The sequence below is a fragment of the Gryllotalpicola sp. CP2-P1 genome (assembly GCF_057512245.1).
On record NZ_JBLRDT010000050.1, the window covers coordinates 1 to 15,881 of the forward strand.

A 15,881-nucleotide genomic window follows, 5' to 3' on the forward strand; every position below is an offset into this window, starting at 1 on the left:
GACCGAGGTGTCGCAGGAGGGCGAGGGATTCCTCGCCGATGTGGTCCGCAGCTGGGAGGCGGCCGCGCTCGCCGCGGCTCAGCCCGGCACCCGCGTGGCTCTCGCTCGCACCGGGGTGGTCATCGGCGACGGCGGCGCCGTGAAGCCGCTGCGCCTGCTCGCGAGGCTCGGCGTGGCCGGCCCCCTGGGCAGCGGTCGGCAGCACTGGCCCTGGATCAGCCTGCATGATGAGGCATCCGCCCTCGTTCACCTGATCGACCACGGGCTCGAGGGGCCGGTGAATCTCGCCGGGCCCACTCCGGCGACGGCGGGCGAGCTGGTGCGCGCGATCGCGCGCGACGAGAAGCGCCCGTACTGGCTGCCGGCGCCGGCTTCCCTGCTCACGCTCGCGCTCGGCGACGCTGCGCGCGAGCTGCTGCTCGCCGACCAGCTGCAGGTCCCCGCGAAGCTGATCGAGAGCGGTTTCCGCTTCCGCGACCGCACCCTCGCCGACGCGCTCGCCGCGCTTCGCGCGTCGTAGCCCGGTCGGCGCGCGCGAGACGACCCGTGGTGCCGAATCAGGGGCGTATTCCCGCGCTTGGGGTCGTCTCGCGGGGGCTCGCGGCCGCGAGACGACCCGTGGTGCCGAATCAGGGGCGTATTCCCGCACGTGGGGTCGTTTCGCGGGGGCTCGCGGCCGCGAGACGACTCGTGGTGCCGAATCAGGGGCGTGTTCCCGCGCTTGGCGTCGTTTCGCGGGGGCTCGCGGCCGCGAGACGACCCATACGGCAATTCTGAGCCGGATCTTGGAGGCACCGCCGCACGCTGGGCCCATGAGCGTGACAGAGGCGGGCACCCGCCGGGTGACTCCCGTGCGCGAGCGCCTGCTCGACCTCGTCTTCCTGATCGGCGTCGTGGTCAAAGGCATCGACGGGCTGTTCGAGTTCGCTGCCGGAGCAGTCCTGCTGTTCGTCACCCCTGGGCAGATCCTCGGCGCCACACGAGCGCTGTTCGCGCACGAGCTCGCGCAGGACCCGGGCGACCTGATCGCCACCAGCGCGCTGCACGGGGCGGCGCAGCTCGATTCCGCGGCGGCGGCCTTCCTCGCCGCCTACCTGCTGGTGCACGGCGCGGTGAAGCTCGCGGTCGTCATCGCGCTCCTGCTCGGCTCGCGCCGCGTGTACCCCTGGGCGCTCCTGGTGCTGGTGCTGTTCCTGGTCTTCCAGGTCTATGAGCTGTTCACGGCTCCAGGGGCCGGCGTGGGCATCCTCACCGCGCTCGACGCCGTGATCATCTGGCTCACCTGGCGCGAGTGGCGCAGGGGCCGCACCCTGCACGAGACCGCGCGTGGAACCGTCGACTGGCTGCTCCGCCGCGGGCAGACGGAGTGATCTTCCCCAGCACAGACCGCGAGCTGCCCACCCTGTGCACGATTCGCCCCAGGCGCTCATGGGTGCACCGAGGTGCTCGGCGACACTCGCCGGCATGCGAAATCCGACGCCGCTGCCGCCTGCGCTTGAGGCGGCCCCGTTCTCTGTTCACCAGGCCGATGCGCACGGCATCCCACGCGGGCGGCTGCGCGCTCGCGACCTGACGGCGACGTTCCGGGCGGTGCGCGTGCCGCTTGCGCTGCTTCGCGAGGCATCGCCCGAGCGGAAGTTCTGGATCCTGTGCCAGGCCTACCGCGCGACGCTGCCGAAGGGGTGGTTCTTCAGCGGCGCGACCGCAGCGCGCATTCTGGGGATTCCCGTTCCGCGGCGCCTCGAGGTGCTCGAGGTCCACGTCAGCGCGCCGACACCCAAGCTGCGCCCTCGCGGCAGACACGTTCGGGGCCACTGCGCACCCGGCGCCGCGACCCGGAACTTCAACGGGCACGAGGTTCGCGAGCCCGCCGAGCTGTGGTGCGAGCTTGCGACGGTGCTGACGCTCGACGAGCTGATCCAGGCCGGTGACCGAATCATCTCCGACCAGCCGGTGCGGCTCGCCTCTCGTGAGCGACTCGAGCAGGTGGTGCGCGCGCACGGCGGCCGACGGGGCGCCCGCCTGCTGCGTGAAGCGCTGCCGCAGCTGCGCGAGAACGTGTGGTCGCCGAAGGAGACCTGGGTCCGACTCGTGCTGCTGCGCGCCGGGCTGCCCGAACCGGCGCGGAATCGCGACATCTACGACGCGCGCGGGAAGCGGGTGGCGATCGGCGACCTCGTGTACGACGAGTACATGACCCTCGTCGAGTACGAGGGCGAGCGCTGGCACGCCGACGCGCAGTCGATCATCGACGTCGACCGGTTCAACACCCTGTCGCGGCTCGGCTGGACCATCGTGCGCATTCGCCGGCACCACACGGCCGAGGACGTCGAGCGCATGGTGCGCGCGGCGCTCGTCGCCAACGGCTGGCGGGGCTGAGCGGATGCCGCGGCCGCGCCCGGCGCGACAGAAATCCTCCCCCCTGGTCCCGGGCCGCGAGACGACCCGAGGTGCGGTTCTGGGGTGGGATTGCGGCGGTTGGGGTCGTCTCGGGGTGCCTTCCGGCGGTGAGACGACCCGAAGTGTGGTTCTGGGGTGGGGTTCCGGCGGTTGGGGTCGTCTCGGGGTGCCTTGCGGCGGCGAGACGACCCCAGATGCGCGAATCCGTGCCGGATGCCTCATCACGGGTCGTCTCGGCGCGGCGCCGGGCACATGGCGACGGGCCTCGGACTCCTGGAGTCCGAGGCCCGCCGCGCCGGCCGCCCATCGTGTCAGGCGGCCGGCGAATCACCTAGCCGCGCGAGTGGCCGCCACCGAAGTGCGGGTACCCCCACTTGCTGTGCGGCGGCAGCGAGCCCTTGCCGTGCTTCTTGCCCGGCGGGGTCGGCTTGTGCGAGCCGCCGCTCAGGCTCACCACCTCGGCGCGCTTGCCCGGGGCGCCGTGCAGGTGCAGCACGAGCGCCTTGGTTGCCGAGGTAGCGTCCGCGCCGAGCCGGAACGGGATCGACGTGCCGGCCTGGTCGGCGTAGAGCGGCGAGGTCACCGACACGGCCGGGTCGACGACGTCGTAGGTGACGGCGGCCGAGCGGTCGATGTCGCCGCTCGTGTAGCTGCCCGCCGTTCCGACCGCGTAGGTGATCGGGAACGACGTCGCGTCGTCCGTCACACCGATCGCGGCCGGCCACACCGGAATCAGCAGGGTGTCGGTGTCGTACTCGTTGGTGTCGACGTCGCCCCAGTTCACGTTGATCGGCTCGATGTCGACCAGTGCGCCGGTGGCGTAGTCGAACAGCTCGGCGACGGGAACGTCGGTCGAGTCGTAGTACAGCGCCGCCACCTCGTAGTCGGGCACGCCGTCGCCGGTCGTGTCGATGTCGACGTAGGGGACGACGTCGTGGCCGATGGTTGCCCCCTGGCCCCACGTGTTCACGCCGAAGTAGAGCCAGCCGTCCGCATACGAACCGCTCGCCGAGGGCGACGACCCGGCACCGACGTAGCGCAGGTCACCCGCGCCGTCCGACGGCACGCCGAGGCATCCGCTCGTCTGCGTGTCGGTGCACGCCGACTCGCGCGGGCTCGTCGCGCCCAGCGTGAGAACGGATGCCAGCGACTGGAACTTCTCGATGCCCGAGCCCTGGTCGAAGCCGCGGCCCGAGATCGCGAACGACGACGTCGCCGACGAGCCCCTCCCCGAGGTCACGACCTTGGTCGAGGTGGCCGAGGTCGGCTTGGCCGCCGCGTAGACGGGAACGCGCAGCGCCGTCTTCCCGGCCTCGGCGACGAGCACGCGGCCCGACGCATCGGAGACGAAGGAGCGCGGCACGCCGATCCCGGCCTCAGGGTCCTGGGTCGGGTCGATCGTCTTCTTCAGCTGGCTCGGCGTGACGGTCACCGTGACAGTGGCGGTCGCCGAGCGACCTGCGCCGACGGTGAGACGCGACGGCGACACCGTGTAGCGCACCCCGGGCTCGGCCGTGATCGCCTCGTACGAGAGCGAGACGGTCTTGGCCGACCGGCCCGTGTTCTGCACCGTGAGCGTGCGCTTCTGCGTGACCGTCTTGCTCGTGACCGGCGCCGCGATGACACCGAACGAGGCAGAGACCGCGCCGGCGGTGTCCTTGTCGTAGACGAGCAAGTCGTTGTCGACGGCGGCCTCCGCGTCCACTCGCCCGGCACCGACGCGGGCGGGTCCGTAGATCGGGCCCGTCTGACCGTCGCCCGCGTACACGTCGTGGCCCGCCGTGTTCATCAGGTCGGCCTTGAGCTGCTCGGTCGTCCACTTCGGGTGCGCGACCTTGACGAGGGCCGCGATGCCCGCGACATTCGGGGTGGCCATCGAGGTGCCCGAGTCGACGAGCACGCCGCTGCCCGAACCCATTCCGGCCGAGGCGATGGTGTCGCCCGGGGCGGCCAGGTCGGGCTTCACGACGCCGATCGATCCGTGCGTGCCGCGCGAGCTGAAGGAGCTGAGCGTGTCCGAGATGGCCGGCGTGACCGACTGAACGGATGCCTGCAGCGCCGGGTCGAACGTCACGTTCAGCGTTCCGGCGTCGACGGCCGGCTGAAGTCGGTCCGTCTGGGCCTTCGGCAGCTGGATGATCGGGATCGTCGGGTCGCCCGTGATGCCCGCCGCGAAGACGTCGAGCTGCGAGGTGAAGATCGCCCCGACAGCGCCGGCCGCGGCGGCATTGGCCCCGCGCGCAGCCGAGCCGCAGGCGCGGGTCGAGTCGTTGTCGTCCCAGTACTGCCAGACGATCTTGCCGGCGATGGCTGCCGCGTCGGCCGCGCTGTAGGCGGCGCAGCCGTCGGCGTTGTCGGCGGGGCTCGCTACCACCTGCGCGGTCACCGGCGACGAGCCGAGCCACGGGTAGGCGATCGAGAACTGGCCGTCGGCGGTGCCCGCGAGGTCCGCGGGTGCGTTCACCTTGATGCCGTCGCGAAGCTGGTACGCATCGACGGTCGACGCGACGGCGACGGAGCGCACCGCGTTGCCCGGCGACCCGCCGGCATCCGTGATGTCGCCCGCGTTGCCCATCGCGATGACGGGCAGCACGCCGTGTGCGGCGAGGGTGTCGATGACCGCGTTCTCAGGGTCGTCGGCCGGCGCGTAATCCGAGCCGAGCGACATGTTCACGATGTCGAGGTGGTCGGAGAAGTCGCCGTCGCCGTTCGGGTCGAGCGCCCAGTCGAGCGCGGGAATGACCTCGTCGGTCGAGCCGGCGCAGCCGAACACCTTGAGCGCGTACAGCGACGCGAGCGGCGCCATGCCCGGGCCGACCTTCATGTCGTAGAGGTCGTCGCTCGTGAGCGAGCCGTAGTCCCCGCGGAACGTCGAGCCGTCGGCGTTCACGCCGTAGCCGCCGATCGTGCCGGCGACGTGCGTGCCGTGGCTGTTGCAGTCGAGGGGGTTCGTGTCGGGGTGCGGAATCGGCTGATAGGTCGCGTTCTGCGGATTCGCGTCGTAGTCGTCGCCCACGAAGTCGTAGCCGCCGACGACCTTCGCGGTCGGGGTGAATGCGCCGGCCGAGTCGGCGTGGGCGGCGTCCCATGCGGCGACAGTGCCCGCGCCGCCGAAGTCGGCGTGCGTGTAGTCGACACCGGTGTCGATGATGCCGACCTTGACGCTCTTGCCGAGGTTGCCGGCCTGCCACTCGTTCACCGCCTTGGTGAGCTGTGCGGTGCTGGCGTTCTCGAGCGTCTTCGGCGTGAGCGGCGTGATCTTCACGACGTCCGTGCGCGCCGCGATGGCGTCGATGCCGGCGCTGTCGGCCGTGACGGCGAAGCCCGGAACGGCGTTGCTCACGGTGAACAGCTGCGCGGCCTTGGCATCCTTCGCCTTCGCCGCGGCGAACGCGGCCCCGGCCGCCTTGCTCACGTCGCTGCGCCGCGTCTTCGCGGCTCCGGCCGTGCCGGCATCGACGGCTCCGTCGCCCGAGAGCTGCACGAAGACCGTGCTGCGCTTCGTGCCGGGCGCCGACTGCAGCTCAGGCGCGAGCTTCAGCTTCGCGGCGTCCGCGTGCGGGGTGGCGACGGGCGCCGCGGGTGCGCCCGTGGCCGCGAGGCCGGGTGCGGACATGCCGAGGGACACCAGGACCGCGCATGACGCCACGCCGGTCACGAGTGTTCTCCAGCGGCGTGCGGACCGTGGATTCATTCACTTCTCCTCTTAGGTCTCGGGTGCGAGTTCCGAGTTGTGCCCCAGGCGGGGCACGCAGATGGGAAGTGACGCTAGTGGATTCGGGGGCGCCGTTGTGTAACAGCTGTGTGTCGGCTTCGGTCAGTGCTGGTGCGCGCCCTCCGTGAGCTTGAACGCGAGGCGCCCGTGCGCGTACGACCCGCCCGCCCGGATCGCCGCGGCGACCCACGCGGCCTCCGCCAGCTCTGCCTCGGTGGCGCCGGCCTTGACCGCGTTGTTCGAGTGCCCGTCGATGCAATACGTGCACTGCGTCGTTAGGGCGACGCCGAGCGCGATCAGCTCGCGGTACTTGAGGGGGATCTCGCGCCCCTCTGCGGCGAAGACGGCGTTGTCGAAGTCGGCGAACGCCTTGAGGATGTCGGGCGTCTGCTCCTTGTAGACGCGGGTGTACTTCTTGTCGTCGCTGTCGAGGTAGCCGGTCATGTCGTCTCCTGCACGTTGGTGAATGACGGATGCCTCACGATCATCGCCCACGAAACGCAACCGTCACGTCCCAGGTCGTAACCTTCGTCTCATGACGGAAGCTGAAGCCACCCTGCCCATCGTCGGGCACTGGATCGACGGAGCCGACTACGCGTCGAGCAGCGGCCGCACGGCGCCGGTGTACGACCCCGCTCTCGGCGTCGCGACGAAGCGGGTCGCGCTCGCCGACGGCGCCGAGGTCGATGCGGCGGTCGCGAGTGCGAAGGCGGCGTTCCCCGCATGGGCCGACACCTCGCTCGCCCGGCGGCAGGCGGTGGTCTTCCGGTTCCGCGAGCTGCTCGACGCGCGGAAGCAGGAGCTCGCCGAGATCATCACGAGCGAGCACGGCAAGGTGCTCTCCGACGCGCTCGGCGAGATCAGCCGCGGTCAAGAGGTCGTGGAGTTCGCGTGCGGTCTCGCGCATCATCTCAAGGGCGAGTTCAGCGAGCAGGCATCCACCGGCATCGACGTCTATTCGATCCGGCAGCCGCTCGGCGTCGTCGGCATCATCTCGCCGTTCAACTTCCCGGCGATGGTGCCCGCCTGGTTCTTCCCGATCGCGATCGCTGCGGGCAACACGGTGGTGCTGAAGCCCAGCGAGAAGGATCCGAGCGCCGCGCTCTGGCTCGCGCAGCTGTGGCGTGAGGCGGGCCTTCCCGACGGGGTCTTCAACGTGCTGAACGGCGACAAGGTGGCGGTCGACGGGCTGCTCGAGCACCCCGACGTGCGTTCGATCTCGTTCGTCGGGTCGACGCCGATCGCGCGCTACGTCTATGAGAACGGCACGAGGAACGGCAAGCGGGTGCAGGCGCTCGGCGGGGCGAAGAACCACATGCTGGTGCTGCCCGATGCCGACCTCGACCTCACCGCAGACAGCGCCGTGAACGCCGGGTTCGGCTCTGCGGGGGAGCGGTGCATGGCGATCTCGGTCGTCGTGGCGGTCGAGCCGGTGGCCGACGCCCTGGTCGAGAAGATCAGCGAGCGCATCGCGACGCTGAAGATCGGCGACGGCCGCCGCGGCTGCGACATGGGCCCGCTCGTCACGCGCGAGCACCGCGACAAGGTGGCCTCCTACATCGACATCGCAGTGGCCGACGGGGCGAGCGTCGTCGTGGACGGCCGCGACGTCGAGGTCGATGGCGAGGCGAGCGGATTCTGGCTCGGGCCGACCCTCATCGACAAGGTCCCGACGAGCTCTCGCGTCTATCGGGAGGAGATCTTCGGCCCGGTGCTGTCGGTCGTGCGCGTGTCGAGCTATGAGGCGGGCGTCGAGCTGATCAACTCGGGCGCCTTCGGCAACGGCACGGCGATCTTCACGAACGACGGCGGCGCGGCACGGCGCTTCCAGCGCGAGGTGCAGGTCGGCATGATCGGCATCAACGTGCCGATCCCGGTGCCGGTTGCGACCTTCTCGTTCGGCGGTTGGAAGGACTCGCTGTTCGGCGACACGAAGGCGCACGGGGCAGAGGGCGTGAAGTTCTTCACCCAGCTCAAGGCCGTCACCAGCCGCTGGCTCGACCCGAGCCACGGCGGCATCAACCTCGGCTTCCCGCAGAACTGAGTCGCGCCGCGCAGGCTGTCAGTGCGTGGGCAGGTGCTTCCGCGACGCGGCCGCGATCATGACCCAGCTCGCGAGGCCGAGCGCGACGACGACGGCGAGGATCGCGAGGGCGGGCGCGACGGCCGCGATCGCGGCGATGACGGCCGGTGCGAGGAATCCCACGTACGCGATCGCATAGAAGACGCCGGTGAGGCCCGCGAGGTCCTTCGCGCCGGCGATCGCCTGCACCTCGAGCAGCCCCGACACGAGCGCGACCCCGATGCCGGCGCCGAGCACGAGGTTCGCCGCAAGGCCGATCCAGATGGACTGCTGCCAGATGGCCACGCCGACGGCCGCGATCCCGATCACGATGAGGCCGACCGCGCTCGCGAGCCCGCGGGCGGAGTCGACGGAATGCAGGCGCTTCGCGATCGGCTGCATGAGGCTCGACACCCCGAGGGCGACCGCGGTCGCGGCGGTGGCGAAGACCAGCCCCCACGAGCCGGTCGCCGTGCGCAGCGCCGTCGGAAGGTAGCCGTAGCCGATGCCGGCCGCGGCGAAGATCCACGGCGCGGCGATCGCGACGACGCGCAGGAACCGGCGGTGCCCCGCGCTCGGAATCGCGAGCTGCCGCCACCACGGCCCGGGCAGCCCGCCGGCGCGCTGCGTCTCGGGAAGGCGGGCGACGATGAAGACGAACGGCAGACACGCCGCGATGTGCAGCAGGAAGGGCAGCACCTCGGGCAGCGGGCCCCACTGGGCGAGGAGCCCCGCGACCACGGCGCCGCCGCCCGAGCCGACCGTGAAGGCGAGTGACCCGCGCCGGGCCCCCGCGCCGGCATCCGCGCCGTCGTAGGGCGGGCTCGAGAGCTCCTTGATCCAGGCGTTGCCGACCGCCATCGCCACGCCCACAGTCACCCCTGAGAGCAGGCGGCCGGCGGCGAGGAATCCCGCGCCCAACGGCCCGAACGCGAGCAGCGCGCTTCCCGCGATCGCCGCCGCGAGGCCCACGAGCATGACGGGTCGGCGCCCGTGCCGGTCAGAGAGCGATCCCGAGACGAGCAGCGCGGGGGCGAGCCCGAGAACGTAGACGCCGAGGAAGGCGTTCACCGTGAGCGCCGAGTAGTGGTCGCGGTTCTCGTACATCAGGAGCAGCGGGCTGAACTGGTTGCCGCCCCACGAGCACACGAGCACGGCGCCCCACAGCGCGAGCCAGGCGCGCCGGCGCCGCGCCGGCGCGGCATCCGCGTGCGCCGCCGAGGTGACGTCGATGACTCCCGTGCTCACAGCGCGCCCCGATGCAGCGACACGTGTTCGAAGAGCGCCGTGCGGTACGCCGCGGCGTCGCCTGCGGCCAGCGCCTCGGCCATGCGGCGGTGCTGGGCGAGGCCGGTCTCGATCTGCTCGGGCGCGACGCGGTAGAGCTGGTGTCGCAGCCGGTGCTGCCGGTCGTGCAGCATGCGGGCGAAGTGGATGGCGATCGGATTCCGGGACGCGGCGACGACCGCGGTGTGGAAGTCGTCGTCGGCGGTGGCGTAGCGGTCGAGGTCGCCCGCCTGCAGCGCCTCTTCCTGCTGGGTGAGCAGGGACTGCAGGGTCTCGCTCAGCTCGGCGGAGCGGCCCTCGGCGATCACGCGCGCGGCGGCGGAGGATTCCACCGCCTCGCGCATCTCGAGCACATCGAGCGACTCCTGCGGCGACATCGGGCGCACGATCGCGCCCTTGCGCGACGCCAGCGTCAGGAAGCCCTCGGTGTCGAGCCTGAGGAACGCCTCGTGCACGGGGGTGCGGCTGATGCCGAGTGCCTGGCAGACGAGGCTCTCGCTGATCATCGCGCCCGATTCGAGCTCGCCGCGGATGATCGCGTCCTTCGTGTACTCGTATGCCCGATCGGCGGCGGAGCCGGGGTCTGGGGCGGGGGAAGCAGCGCTCATCCCTCGAGTCTACGCCTTGCATGCAACGACGCGTGCAAAGGTGCGCGAGCACAAGAGAAGGGCCTGGGGGAAGGTGACCCGAACACCTTCCACCAGGCCCCTTGCACGCCTGCATCGGGAACGCGTCGCCGCTTGCCTCCCCACATGGAGTCGACGAGCCATCCGACACGGCACCTTCAGGGTACGGGAGGAGCTGGCCCCAGAAAAGGGGGTATTGCGACAAATGTCGCACAACCATGCATCCGCATGATTCCGGCGCGCTCAGAGGGCGCGCTCAGCGGGCGCGATCAGCCGCCGATCTCCTGCAGCAGAGCGAAGGCGGTCGCCTCGTCGATGATGAGGTCGGTGATCAGCCCCGCGTTGAGTGCGCCGTGCAGGCTCCGCACCTTCGACCGCCCCGCGACGATGCACACGCGCCGCGCGGTGCGCTTGATGAGGCTGACGTCGGGCCCGCTCGCGCGGCGGTTGAGGGGGATGTCGTTCCAGGTGCCGTCTTCGCGGAAGAACACCGTCGCGATGTCGCCGACGACCTTCGCGGCATCCAGCGCCTTGTAGTCGGCGGCGTTCAGGTAGCCGCCCGAGTAGACGTGGCCGGGCACGTCTGAGAAGGGTGCGCCGAGCCCGAACACCGCGACCTCCATGCGGTGCTGGATCTCGAGGATGTGCCGGATGCTGCGCTCCTGCCACATCAGCTCGCGCGTGCGCGGGTGGTCGAACAGCGCGGGCACGGGGAACTCGTGAGTGACGGCAGAGAACGCCTCACCGAAGCGGCGCAGCAGCTCGCTCGCGTAGACCACGCCGGTCGTGTATTGGTTGCCGGCGCCGTTGAGCTGCACGATCTCGACGCTGTGCAGCTTGCGCGGCACGAGGTGGCGCGAGACCGCGCTGATCGTCGTCCCCCACGCGATGCCGACCGTCATGCTCGAGTCGATGAACCGATCGAGCGAGCGCGCCGCGACGATGGCGACGCGCTCGAGCCGGTCGATCTCGCTGACATTGGCGGGCACGGGCACGATCAGGCTCGCGATGCCGAAGCGCTCGTCGACCTCCTTCTGCAGAGAGGGCACGGATTCCTCGGGCGAGCGGACCGTGATCGTGACGAGGCCCGACTGGCGCGCATAGCTGAGCAGGCGCGAGACGGATGACCGCGAGGTGTGCATCTCGTCGGCGATGGCCTCCATCGTGAGGTCCTGCAGGTAGTACAGGTTGGCGGCCGTCAGCGCTTCCTGTGTCTTGCGGTCCGTGGGCACCTCCGGGTTGTGCACGTTTGTGCAAATAGCCTCTCCTGCTTCGCCCAATGCTGCAAGCAGTCGCCACAGTAGATAGCAGAGGTGAATCCGTGACAGAGAACAGCAGCATTTCTTCTCCCGCCCACTCCGCCGAGCGCCCGCAGCTCGCCGCGCTGAAGGCCCGCCCGCACGCCGAGGTCCTCATCATCGGCGGCGGCATCAACGGCATCGGCACCTTCCGCGATCTCGCCATGCAGGGCGTCGACGTGGTGCTGATCGAGCGCAGCGACTGGGCCTCTGGGGCATCCGCCGCGAGCTCGCACATGATCCACGGCGGCATCCGCTACCTCGAGAACGGCGAGTTCCGCCTCGTCAAGGAATCCGTGAACGAGCGCAACGGGCTGCTGCGCATCGCGCCGCACTACGTGAAGCCGCTGCCCACCACGATCCCGATCTTCTCGACCTTCTCGGGCATCACCTCCGCGCCATTGCGGATGCTGACCCACAGGCAGGGCAAGCCCAAGGAGCGCGGCGCCGCGCTCATCAAGGTCGGCCTGACGATCTACGACTCGTTCTCGCGCGGGGGCGGCGTCGTGCCGCGCCACCGCTTCATCGGCAAGCGCGCCTCGCTCAAGGCGCTGCCCAAGCTCAACCCGAACGTCAAGTACACGGCGACCTACTACGACGGCTCGCTCGTGAACCCCGAGCGGCTCGCGCTCGACGTGCTGCTCGACGGCGTCACGGCGGGCGGCGAGCGCGCCCGCGCCGTGAACTACGTCGAGGCCACCGGCGCCGCCGACGGCAAGGTGCAGCTGCGCGACAACGTCTCTGGCGAGCAGTTCGACTTCACCGCAGACGTCGTGGTCAACGCGTCGGGCCCGTGGACCGACCTGACCAACCAGGCGCTCGGCGCCGACACCCGCTTCATGGGCGGCACGAAGGGCTCGCACATCGTCGTCGACAACCCCGAGCTGTTCCGCGCCTGCGCCGGCCGCGAGCTGTTCTTCGAGCACCGCGACGGCCGCATCGTGCTCGTCTACCCGCTGCACGGCAAGGTGATCATCGGCACGACCGACCTCGAGCAGGACATGACACAGCCGATCGAGGTCACCGAGGACGAGATCGACTACTTCTTCGACCTCGTGAAGGACGTGTTCCCGTCCGTCCCCGTGGACCGCTCGCAGATCATCTACCGCTTCGTCGGCGTGCGGCCGCTGCCGCGACACGACGACACGCAGCCCGGCTTCGTCTCGCGCGACTACCGGATCGTGGATTCCCCGATCCCCGGCCTCGGCGGCACGAAGGTCCTCAGCCTCGTCGGTGGCAAGTGGACGACGTTCCGCGCGCTCGGCCAGCAGCTCGCCGACGAGACGCTCGCCCGCCTCGGGCGCTCGCGGCGTCGGTCGACCGAGGGCGTCGCGATCGGCGGAGGCGTCGACTACCCGACGACCCCAGAGGGCAAGGCGGCCTGGGGTGCGGAGCACGCGGGCGGCGTCGGCGCCGAGCGCGCGCGGGTGCTGCTCAACCGCTACGGCACCAAGGCCGCGCGCATCATCGAGGCCGTCGGCGCCGAGGATGAGCCGCTCGCGTCGGTGCCCGGCTACAGCCGCGGTGAGATCGCCTTCATCGCCCGTGAGGAGCAGGTCGTGCACCTCATCGACGTGCTGACCCGGCGCACGAGCATCGCCTTCCGCGGTCTTGCGACGGGTGAGGGCGTCACCGAGATCGCGAGCGTGGTCGCCGCCGAGCTCGGCTGGGACGAGGCGCGGCGCGACGACGAGCTGAAGGATGCCGCGACGCAGCTGTACGAGCAGCACGGCGTCGACCTCGGGCTCGCCGCCGCGTGACCAGGCGCCCCGAACGGCCTTCGCCATGGCCGAAGAGTCGGCAGATTGCACGAATGTGCACCCGCCGGTTCTTGAAGAGTGCGCGAAGGCCTGGCTAGCGTGCCAACAGCGGCCCGCGACACAGTCGTCGCGCCGGGCCGTCACGCCGGCTCCGCCGGGCAAGAACACCGAGGAAGGTCAACGTGGACAATCTGGGTATCGATTTCATGGCGGAGATCGTCGGCACGGCGCTGCTCCTGCTTCTGGGCACGGGCGTCGTCGCCAACGTCGTGCTCATCAAGACGAACGGCTTCAACGGCGGCGCGCTGATGATCAACTTCGGCTGGGGCCTCGCGGTTTTCGCCGGTGTCGAGGCCGCGTACGCCTCCGGCGCGCACCTCAACCCGGCGGTGACGCTGGGCCTGGTCGCGAGCGGCGCGAAGACCTTCGGCAATCCGGGGGCGGTGGTCGACGTGACCCCGCTGTCGGTCATCGTGTTCATCCTGGGCCAGATGATCGGCGCGATGATCGGCGCCGTGCTCTGCTGGCTGGCATACAAGAAGCACTTCGACGAGCTCGAGCAGGACCCGGCCAACAAGCTGGCGGTCTTCTCGACCGGCCCCGGCATCCGCAACTACGCGTGGAACGTCGTCACCGAGGTCATCGCCACCTTCGTGCTGGTCTTCGTCGTCATCGCCTTCGGCCACAACACCGCGGGTGGCGGCCTGGCCGCCCTCGGCGCCCTGCCCGTCGCGCTGCTCGTCGTCGGCATCGGCGCGTCGCTCGGCGGCCCCACGGGGTATGCGATCAACCCGGCTCGTGACCTCGGCCCCCGCATCATCCACGCGATCCTGCCGATCCCGGGCAAGGGCAGCAGCAACTGGAGCTACGCCTGGGTCCCCGTCGTGGGCCCCGTCATCGGCGGCCTGCTCGCCGGGTGGCTCTCGATCGTCCTGCTTCCGGCGCTCGGGAAGTAGCGCACCCCCTCTCAGGCGGCCGGCTCAGGCATCCGCCGTCAACGTCAACGAAGTCACACCAGACAAAGGAGTCAATCCCACATGAGCGACTACGTCATCGCCATCGACCAGGGCACCACGAGCACGCGCGCCATCGTGTTCGACAAGAAGGGGTCGATCGTCTCGACCGGCCAGCTCGAGCACAAGCAGATCTTCCCGCGCGCGGGCTGGGTCGAGCACGACCCGCTCGAGATCTGGAACAACACGCGCGAGGTGATCGGCATGGCGCTCTCGCGCGCCGACATCACCCGGCACGACATCGCGGCGGTCGGCATCACCAACCAGCGTGAGACCGCGGTCGTGTGGGACAAGAACACGGGCAAGCCCGTCTACAACGCCATCGTCTGGCAGGACACCCGCACGCAGAACATCGTCGATGAGCTCGCCGGCGACGGCGGCCTCGATCGTTTCAAGGAGATCGTGGGCCTGCCGCTCGCGACCTACTTCTCGGGCACCAAGATCAAGTGGATCCTCGACAACGTCGAGGGCGCGCGCGAGAAGGCCGAGGCGGGCGACCTGCTGTTCGGCAACACGGATGCCTGGGTGCTGTGGAACCTGACAGGGGGCGTCGACGGCGGGGTGCACGTGACCGACGTCACGAACGCCTCGCGCACCCTGTTCATGGACCTCGAGACGCTCGACTGGCGCGACGACATCCTCGAGGTGTTCGGCGTGCCGCGCTCGATGCTGCCCCAGATCAGGAGCTCGTCGGAGGTCTACGGCCAGGTCGAGTCGTCGAGCCTGCTGCGCGAGGTGCCGATCGCCGGCATCCTGGGCGACCAGCAGGCGGCGACCTTCGGCCAGGCGGCGTTCACGCCCGGCGAGTCGAAGAACACCTACGGCACCGGCAACTTCCTGATCTTCCAGACCGGCGAAGAGATCGTGCGCTCGAAGAACGGGCTGCTCACGACCGTCGGCTATCGCCTGGGCGACGAGAAGCCGCACTACGCGCTCGAGGGCTCGATCGCGGTCACCGGATCGCTCGTGCAGTGGCTGCGCGACAACCTGGGCATCATCTCCTCCGCCCCCGAGATCGAGCAGCTCGCCGCGACCGTCGACGACAACGGCGGGGCGTACTTCGTGCCGGCCTTCTCCGGTCTGTTCGCGCCGTACTGGCGCTCGGACGCCCGCGGTGCGCTCGTCGGCCTCACCCGCTTCGTCAACAAGGGGCACATCGCGCGCGCCGTGCTCGAGGCGACCGCCTTCCAGACCCGCGAGGTGCTCGACGCGGTCAACGCCGACTCGGGCGTCGACCTCGAAGAGCTCAAGGTCGACGGCGGCATGACGCAGAACGACCTCCTGATGCAGTTCCAGGCCGACATCCTCGGCGTGCCCGTCGTGCGCCCGGTTGTCGCCGAGACGACCGCGCTCGGCGCCGCCTATGCCGCAGGGCTCGCGGTCGGGTTCTGGTCGAATCTCGACGACCTGCGCGCCAACTGGCAGGAGGACAAGCGCTGGGAGCCGCAGCTCGACGCCGAGGAGCGCGAGCGTCAGCTGCGCCAGTGGAAGAAGGCCGTCACGAAGACCTTCGACTGGGTCGACGAGGACGTGAAGTAGCCCGCACCTGCAGCGACTAGTTCCCGTTCCGGTCAGCTGCGCCCGCGGCCGCGGGCGCACGCGTCCGGAACGGGAACTAGTTCGGCCAGCGGGTCGCGCCGAGCTCCCTCGAGATGTTCCGGGCGGCCTCGCGCAGCGCGTTGCGCACCGCGTCGTCGGCCGGCCAGTCGCTCGACGGCAG

General features: G+C 70.3%; 12 protein-coding genes. 7 read left to right on the forward strand and 5 right to left on the reverse strand.

Going from position 1 to position 15,881, the window contains the following annotated elements; all coding sequences use genetic code 11:
• The 3 genes from ACM2XV_RS06005 to ACM2XV_RS06015 all read left to right on the forward strand — a co-directional run.
• Nucleotides 1-520, forward strand: a 520-nt coding sequence (locus tag ACM2XV_RS06005) for a DUF1731 domain-containing protein (protein ID WP_487026265.1), incomplete at its 5' end; no start/stop codon positions are given.
• Nucleotides 521-812: 292 nt separating this feature from the next.
• A complete protein-coding gene (locus ACM2XV_RS06010) occupies nt 813-1,370 on the forward strand; it encodes a DUF2127 domain-containing protein (RefSeq protein WP_344776549.1) in 558 nt (185 codons plus the stop codon).
• A 94-nt stretch (nt 1,371-1,464) separates the two neighbouring features.
• On the forward strand, nt 1,465-2,379 hold the full coding sequence (locus ACM2XV_RS06015) for a hypothetical protein (protein ID WP_487026266.1): 915 nt from the start codon (nt 1,465-1,467) through the stop codon (nt 2,377-2,379).
• Between the two features lie 352 nt (nt 2,380-2,731).
• Here the strand turns inward: ACM2XV_RS06015 and ACM2XV_RS06020 are convergent, their stop codons facing one another.
• Entirely contained in the window at nt 2,732-6,094 is a 3,363-nt protein-coding gene (locus ACM2XV_RS06020) for a S8 family peptidase (RefSeq protein ID WP_487026267.1), read from the reverse strand.
• A gap of 123 nt (nt 6,095-6,217) precedes the next feature.
• Nucleotides 6,218-6,559 carry a carboxymuconolactone decarboxylase family protein gene (locus ACM2XV_RS06025; protein WP_487026268.1) on the reverse strand — a complete coding sequence of 114 codons (342 nt, stop codon included), beginning with the start codon at nt 6,557-6,559 and terminating at the stop codon, nt 6,218-6,220.
• Between the two features lie 91 nt (nt 6,560-6,650).
• On the opposite strand from ACM2XV_RS06025, the gene ACM2XV_RS06030 reads away from it, so the two are divergent.
• Complete coding sequence (locus ACM2XV_RS06030) at nt 6,651-8,159, forward strand: CoA-acylating methylmalonate-semialdehyde dehydrogenase (protein WP_487026269.1); 1,509 nt, start codon at nt 6,651-6,653, stop codon at nt 8,157-8,159.
• Between the two features lie 18 nt (nt 8,160-8,177).
• Here ACM2XV_RS06030 and ACM2XV_RS06035 read toward each other — a convergent pair whose 3' ends face one another.
• The 3 genes from ACM2XV_RS06035 to ACM2XV_RS06045 all read right to left on the reverse strand — a co-directional run bounded on the left by ACM2XV_RS06035 (nt 8,178) and on the right by ACM2XV_RS06045 (nt 11,322).
• On the reverse strand, nt 8,178-9,425 hold the full coding sequence (locus ACM2XV_RS06035) for an MFS transporter (RefSeq protein ID WP_487026270.1): 1,248 nt from the start codon (nt 9,423-9,425) through the stop codon (nt 8,178-8,180).
• The gene (locus tag ACM2XV_RS06040) at nt 9,422-10,072 is read right to left on the reverse strand and encodes a GntR family transcriptional regulator (RefSeq protein WP_487026271.1); all 651 of its coding nucleotides are present in this window, start codon (nt 10,070-10,072) and stop codon (nt 9,422-9,424) included. Before ACM2XV_RS06040 ends, ACM2XV_RS06035 begins: the two co-directional genes overlap by 4 nt.
• A 287-nt stretch (nt 10,073-10,359) precedes the next feature.
• Complete coding sequence (locus ACM2XV_RS06045) at nt 10,360-11,322, reverse strand: sugar-binding transcriptional regulator (protein WP_487026272.1); 963 nt, start codon at nt 11,320-11,322, stop codon at nt 10,360-10,362.
• Nucleotides 11,323-11,369: 47 nt separating this feature from the next.
• Between ACM2XV_RS06045 and ACM2XV_RS06050 the strand changes: the two genes are divergently transcribed.
• The 3 genes from ACM2XV_RS06050 (at nt 11,370) to glpK (ending at nt 15,700) form a co-directional block, all read left to right on the forward strand.
• Nucleotides 11,370-13,148: a glycerol-3-phosphate dehydrogenase/oxidase gene (locus ACM2XV_RS06050; RefSeq protein WP_487026273.1), complete on the forward strand. Its 1,779-nt coding sequence runs from the start codon at nt 11,370-11,372 to the stop codon at nt 13,146-13,148.
• Nucleotides 13,149-13,354: 206 nt separating this feature from the next.
• Nucleotides 13,355-14,104 carry an MIP/aquaporin family protein gene (locus ACM2XV_RS06055; protein ID WP_344777245.1) on the forward strand — a complete coding sequence of 250 codons (750 nt, stop codon included), beginning with the start codon at nt 13,355-13,357 and terminating at the stop codon, nt 14,102-14,104.
• Between the two features lie 81 nt (nt 14,105-14,185).
• Nucleotides 14,186-15,700, forward strand: a complete 1,515-nt coding sequence (glpK, locus tag ACM2XV_RS06060) for a glycerol kinase GlpK (RefSeq protein ID WP_487026274.1) — start codon at nt 14,186-14,188, stop codon at nt 15,698-15,700.
• Nucleotides 15,701-15,881 lie beyond the last annotated feature (181 nt).